Origin of the sequence: Streptomyces sp. SID3343 (assembly GCF_009865215.1) — a bacterium.
GTDB lineage: Bacteria > Actinomycetota > Actinomycetes > Streptomycetales > Streptomycetaceae > Embleya.
On record NZ_WWJX01000659.1, the window covers coordinates 1 to 6016 of the forward strand.

Annotated in this window: 5 protein-coding genes, 1 tRNA gene and 1 pseudogene; 4 read left to right on the forward strand and 3 right to left on the reverse strand. The window is 69.2% G+C overall.

The window, feature by feature from the left end; all coding sequences use genetic code 11:
- The first annotated feature begins 234 nt into the window (after positions 1-234).
- Both GT354_RS20325 and GT354_RS20330 read left to right on the forward strand, forming a co-directional pair.
- Positions 235-1767, forward strand: a complete 1533-nt coding sequence (locus tag GT354_RS20325; protein ID WP_161357737.1) for an alpha/beta hydrolase — start codon at positions 235-237, stop codon at positions 1765-1767.
- Positions 1768-1847: 80 nt separating this feature from the next.
- Positions 1848-1924 (forward strand) — tRNA-Thr (locus GT354_RS20330).
- Between the two features lie 64 nt (positions 1925-1988).
- On the opposite strand, the gene GT354_RS20335 is transcribed toward GT354_RS20330, so the two are convergent.
- Both GT354_RS20335 and GT354_RS54235 read right to left on the reverse strand, forming a co-directional pair.
- Positions 1989-3569, reverse strand: coding sequence for a site-specific integrase (locus GT354_RS20335; RefSeq protein WP_161357738.1), 1581 nt, complete (start codon positions 3567-3569; stop codon positions 1989-1991).
- Positions 3566-4216 carry a helix-turn-helix transcriptional regulator gene (locus tag GT354_RS54235; protein ID WP_161357740.1) on the reverse strand — a complete coding sequence of 217 codons (651 nt, stop codon included), beginning with the start codon at positions 4214-4216 and terminating at the stop codon, positions 3566-3568. The genes GT354_RS20335 and GT354_RS54235 overlap by 4 nt, the downstream gene beginning before the upstream one ends.
- 90 nt (positions 4217-4306) lie before the next feature.
- Between GT354_RS54235 and GT354_RS20345 the strand changes: the two genes are divergently transcribed.
- The gene (locus GT354_RS20345) at positions 4307-4588 is read left to right on the forward strand and encodes an integrase (RefSeq protein WP_237535275.1); all 282 of its coding nucleotides are present in this window, start codon (positions 4307-4309) and stop codon (positions 4586-4588) included.
- Between the two features lie 195 nt (positions 4589-4783).
- Positions 4784-5437: a hypothetical protein gene (locus GT354_RS20350; protein ID WP_161357742.1), complete on the forward strand. Its 654-nt coding sequence runs from the start codon at positions 4784-4786 to the stop codon at positions 5435-5437.
- A gap of 93 nt (positions 5438-5530) precedes the next feature.
- Here GT354_RS20350 and GT354_RS20355 read toward each other — a convergent pair.
- Positions 5531-6016, reverse strand: a pseudogene (locus GT354_RS20355) (hypothetical protein); the annotation flags it as partial.

Below are 6016 nucleotides of genomic sequence, written 5' to 3' on the forward strand. Positions count from 1 at the left end.
GGGTGGTGAGCGGGCCGGTGAGGGGCCTCGCGGGCGGGCTTGGGAGGGTCGCCGGGCGGGGGCTTGCGCGGTGCCTCGCGGGGGCTTGCGCGCGGTGCCTTGCGGGGGCTTGCGAGCGGCGCCGGGCGCGGGGCGGGGAGGCGCGTCGGCAGCGGATCGGGGAGTATCGGGCGGCTTCGCGGATAACCTCCCCACAGCGGTGCTCGGTGCACGACTACGGGAGGAACAGCCCGCATGATGCGAGGTTCGGTCGCGAAGGTGGTCGCGGCGGCGGCCGGTCTGCTCCTGGCGGCGGGCTGTACGTCGGGGTCGACACCGTCGGCGAAGCCGCCCTCCGATCGGGCCGGTGAGACGTCGCGTGATCCGGCCGGCGGCGACGCGGCCGAACCCGCGGCGGACCCCATCGTGTGGACCGACTGCGCGGGGGGCTTCCAGTGCGGGACGCTCCAGGTGCCGTTGGATCACGCCAAGCCGGACGGGCCGAAGATCAAGCTCGCGGTCATCCGCAAGCCCGCGACCGGCTCGAACCGGATCGGCTCGCTCGTGCTGAACCCGGGCGGGCCGGGCGGCTCGGGGCTGGACTACGCCCAGTACGCGGCGGTCAGCTACCCGGCGGACCTGCGCAAGCGCTTCGACATCGTCGGCTTCGACCCGCGCGGCGTCGGCCGCAGCACCGCGATCGACTGCCTGACCGACAACGCGATGGACACGTTCACCCAGCTCGACGCGACACCGGACACCCCCGACGAGGTGAAGGCGTGGACGGACGCCACGCGAGCCTACGGGCAGGGCTGCGCCGACAAGTCCGGCGACCTCCTGGCCCACGTCTCGACCGTGGACGCGGCGCGCGACATGGACCTGCTGCGCGGCGCTTTGGGGGATGCCAAGCTCTACTACGTGGGCGCCTCCTACGGCACCTTCCTCGGCGCGACCTACGCGGAGTTGTTCCCCAAGCGGGTCGGCCGGCTCGTCCTCGACGGCGCGATGGACCCGAGCCAAAGCGCGGCGGACGCCAACCGCGCGCAGGGCGGCGGCTTCGAGACCGCCCTCAACGCGTTCCTCGACAACTGCGTGGCCGGCGGCTCGTGTCCGCTGGGTGCCGACCGCGCCCGCGCCCTGACTCGCATCCGCGACCTGCTGACACAACTCGACGCGCGCCCGCTCCCGGGCGACGCGACGCGCAAGGTGACCGAGTCGATCGCGACGACGGGCATCCTGTCCCCGCTCTACTCGAAGAGCCAGTGGCCGACCCTGCGCAAGGCCCTGGAAGCCGCCCTGCGCGGCGACGGCAGCGACCTCCTGGACCTCAACGACCAGTACTACGAGCGCGGTCCGGACGGCAAATACAAGAACCTGATGTACGCCAACACGGCGGTGAACTGCCTCGACGGCCCGCCGGCCGCCACCTCGAAAGCCGACGTCGAGAGCCAACTCCCCACCTACCAGGCCGCTTCCCCCACCTTCGGCCGCAACCTCGCGTGGGCGGGCCTGTCCTGCACGGCATGGCCGGTCGCACCGACGGGCAAACCCCACGAGATCAAGGCCGAGGGCGCGGACCCGATCCTGGTCGTCGGCACCACCCGCGACCCGGCCACCCCGTACGCGTGGGCCCAGGCCCTGGCAGGCCAACTGGCCTCCGGCACCCTGCTCACCTACGACGGCGACGGCCACACCGCCTTCGGCCGAGGCAGCAACTGCATCGACCGCGCGGTGGTCGACTACCTGCTCCAGGGCACGGTCCCACCGAACACCAAGACGTGCCGCTGACCACCCCCAATACGCGCGTGTGGATCACCGCCGGGGGTGTGTACACTCGTTCCCTGTCGCCACCTTCGGGTAGCAGACAAGCCGCCTTAGCTCAGTCGGCTAGAGCGACGCACTCGTAATGCGTAGGTCAAGGGTTCGACTCCCTTAGGCGGCTCCACGAAGGCCCAGGTCACATACCCCGTGACCTGGGCCTTTTGTCATTCCTTGACCTTCGGTGGCGATCAGCCGGGAGTGTGCCAGGCCGTCTGCGTGAGCGATGCGTGAGCGAGTGTCGAAGAAGCCACTTCGGCGACCGTTACGGCCTGGCGGCGGGGCACGACCCGGGCGGTGGCCTCGGCCGCCTCGGCGGCGATCTCCGCCAGCACGCTCGTGTAGATCTCGCCCGTGATCACCTGTGAGGAGTGACCGAACTCCTCCGAGACGATCTTCAGTGGGACCTTCGCCTTGAACGCGAGGGTCGCCGCGAGGTGGCGCAGGTCGTGCAGCCGCACCGGCGGCAGCCCGGAGGCTTCGACCAGACGCTTGAACGTGTCCGAGACCAGCCCCGGATGGAGCCATTCGCCGTTCTCCTGCGTGAACAGGCAACCGGTCTCCACCCAGCCGGTACCCCACTTCAACCGCTCGGCCTCCCGTCGCGTGATCCACTCGGCCAGCACGCGGCGGGTCAGGCTGTCCAGGGTGACGGTGCGAAAGCTCTTCCGCGTCTTGGGAACGCTCTCCTCGACGTCCCAACCGTCCTGGACGAGCTGGGTGGTGACGGTCAGGAGACCCTGATCCAGGTCGACCTCGGACAGCGGTTGGCCCAGAGCCTCGCCCCGCCGCAACCCGCGGAAGGCCATCAGGTACCACATCGGGTACAGGCGTTCGCCCCGGTCCTGCAGGAAGTCGAGGAACTGACCGGCTTGTTCGGGCGTCCAGACCATGACCGGGCTGGGCTTCTCCCCGGTCTCGCGCCACTTGGCGACGCGTTGCGGCGTCCAGATCAGGGCGTGCGGCTTGCGGACCGCGTCCAGCTTCACCCACACGGCCGGGTTGAACGTGATCAGGCCGTGGGGGATCGCATCGTTCAGAGCCGCCCGCAGCGTCGCCTTGATCCGCTCGCGGGTGGCCGGGCCGGTGATCCGGCGAAACGGCGGCATCTGCTCGATCGCGGCTTTCATCGCCGCGCGCTTGGCCCGGTTCTCCTGGCCTTTCCAGGGGATCAGGCGAAGGGCCTCCACGGCTGCGCGCCGCTGCTCGTTCTGCTCATAGATGTCCTCGTTCGAGGCGGTGATGTCCGCGAACATCTCGGCGATGAGGTGCACCCGCAGGCGGTCGAGCCGGTGGTGGCCGAGCCTGGGCTTGAGGTGGAACCGCACGTCGGTCTCGTACCGTGCGATTCCGGACTTGCGCAGGCGCAGGCCCGCAAGCCACGTATCGAGCCATTCCTCGACGGTGATCCGACCGGACAGTTCCTGTCCTGATCCCAGTCGACGACGGATCTCCTCGACCTGTGGTAGCGGCGACTTCTCGTCGGAGACCTGCTTGAGCAGCTCCGCGATGCGTTCCTGGGATTCGCGATCGTCGGACTCTGCGAGGGCGAGCAGGGAGCGTATGTGGTCCAGATCGGCCTGCGCCAGCTTGGACGTCTTGTAGCCGGCACGGCTGAAGGAGCGGCGGGAGCCGTCCTGACGGGGCAGTAGTTCCTGTCGCACGCTGTAGCTGCCGTGGGAGCGGCTCTTGAGCTTGGGACAAGCCTTGCCGAGCGGCTTGTCGGTCTTGGGGTCACGGCAGTAGCAGCGGTGGTACGTCGAGCCTTTCACGCGCTGGGGTCCTCCTTCGCGGTGCTGTCGTCGATGTGGGCGAGGGCGACGGGGGGAACAGGCGGCTCCAGCCCCCGGTCGCGCATACGGGCACGGAGGTCGCGCAGGGCGAGAGTGTCCTCGAACGCGAGCCGCTCGTACTGCGCAGCGACCTGACCCAGTCGCTCGTGTTCGGCCGGGTCGAGATTGACGGTCGCCAACCGGCGCCGCTCGTGGGCCAGACGCGCGGACGCCAACGCCGCCTCGACGGCGACGGCGTGGTGGCGGAAGGCTTCGAGTCGTGCGCGCGGCGAGTCCGCCGGTGGCAACTCGGACAGGGGCGTCTCGCCGGTAAACCAGGCGAGGGCGTCCCACATGTCGGCGGCGACGCCCGGCGTGGGCGAGACGCTGGGGACGTGCCCGACGGGGAACAACAGGGCGATCGGCGGCACGTCCAACGCCTTCGCCAGGACGACCAGTTCGGTCACGTCGAGGGACTCGCGCCGTCCGATCTCCAGATTCGCCAGCACGCCGCGCTGCATCTCCACGCCCAGCGCGGTGCACGCGTCCGCAAGTTGCTGGGCGCTCATCTTCCTGGCCTTGCGGTGGCGTCGTACCTCGCCCGCGACGACCGCCACCAGGTTCGGGGCCTGCTCATTTTGCGTCATGCATGAACAGTACAGCGATAGAGTGTCGTTTCAGTAGACAGATTACGTTCGTTCGGCATCATCGAACGAACCTGACGTGGAGGTTGTCCCATGGCGTCACAGGAATCGACCGGGCCGATGACACGCGAGGAACTGCTGGCCCTGCCCGCCGTCGTCCCCCTGGACGTCGCCAACCGGGCCCTGGACATCGGCAGGACCAAGGGCTACCAGATGGCCAAGCGCGACCTGTACCCGTGTGCGGTGCTGCGGCTGGGCCAGCGGTACCGCGTCGTCACCAGCGAACTGTTGCGTGTCCTCAAGGTCGACTCGACTCCGGCATCGGACGCCGCCACGGAACCGGCCGAGAAGCCCACGGCCGCCCTCGCGGCATAGCGCACCCCGGAGATCCGTCCCCGGGCTGCTCACCATCGGATCGACCAGGGAGAACCCCCTCTTCGCCGGTGCCGGTGCCGGATCGTTGCCCCACCGATCAGGAGCCGCCCCGAGCGGATCGCGCGACAGCCGAGTGCCGACGTTTTCCCACGCCCACTGCCCCTGAAAGAGCGACACATGAGCCATGCAGTCCAATTGCCCGCAGATCCGGCATCGATCACGCTGGACTGGCGATTGTCCAGTCCTTGGTGGGACGACACCTATGACTGCTGGGACATCGTCCCGGTCGTCATCGAGGAGCAATGCGAACGTGGCGAGACGTTGAACGAGATAGGTGAGATCCATATCGCCTCGATCAGCCCGGGTCGCACGCAGGACATCGTCGGCCGGCTCGACCGAGACGGTGCCGACGTCGGCGGTGTGGCGGGCACGATCCTCACACCCGGTACTGACCTCCTTGCCGACGACCTGAACGCTGCGCTCACGAGGCGGACCGGGCGCGTCCTGATCTTGAACACGGTCCAGTTGTGGGACGAATGGTGCGGGTTCGGACTGGGTGTACGCCTCGCGGGAGCGGCCCTTCGCCGCCTTTCCGGAGGCGCGCGGGCAGTGGCCTTTGCCACGGCGCCCGCCGATCCGGCGGGGTGGGACCCGGAAGACCCAGAGCAGGCGGGGCGCGACATCACGGTGGCGAGGATCGATGCGTTGGCCCAAGGGGTCGGATTCGAGCACTACCGCAACGGAGTGCACATTCTCGACCTGGGTGCCCACAGCATCGACGACATCCTCGACCGTCTCGGCGATCCTGTATCGGTCCGATCCGGAGTCCAAGCCGACGAGATCGCCTGAAATCGAGCCCCGACATCGAACCTGCCGAGCCGCGCCCGGTGTGTCCCCAAGGGGTTCACAGCGGGCACGGGTTCGTCGCGATGAGACGAACGGTCAGGCAGCGGGTCGTTCCGCCGGGAACGCCCGGCGGAGTATCCCGAGTGTGGCCGCGTTGTAGAGCTTGCACATCGGGTGCTGGCTCGCGAAGATGCCCCGCTCGCGCACCGCGTGGGCACGGTCGACGGTGCTCAGCCAGCGGATGGGCAGGACGTACTCCGCCAGATCGGGGTCGGTCGCGTCGCCGGCATGGCGATACGTGCCGACGAGCTGCTGCTCGGCCAGGCGAACGCTGTGGCCGTCCACCTCGACCCGGGCTTCGACGAACGGGGCGACCTCGCCGGCGACTTCGCCGACCCCCACGTATCCGACGCGCGGGATGTAGACGTGTACGCGGTGGCCGATCCGGGGTCGACGCAGTCCCTGGGAGAACCAGGTGCCGCCGCCGGCGCTGACGAAGCCGAGTCGGCGTCCGTCGTCCCACGAGCGGGTGCCGTCCTCGCCCAGCGCGGAGTACCAGTCCTCGCCGCTCCACGGCTCACG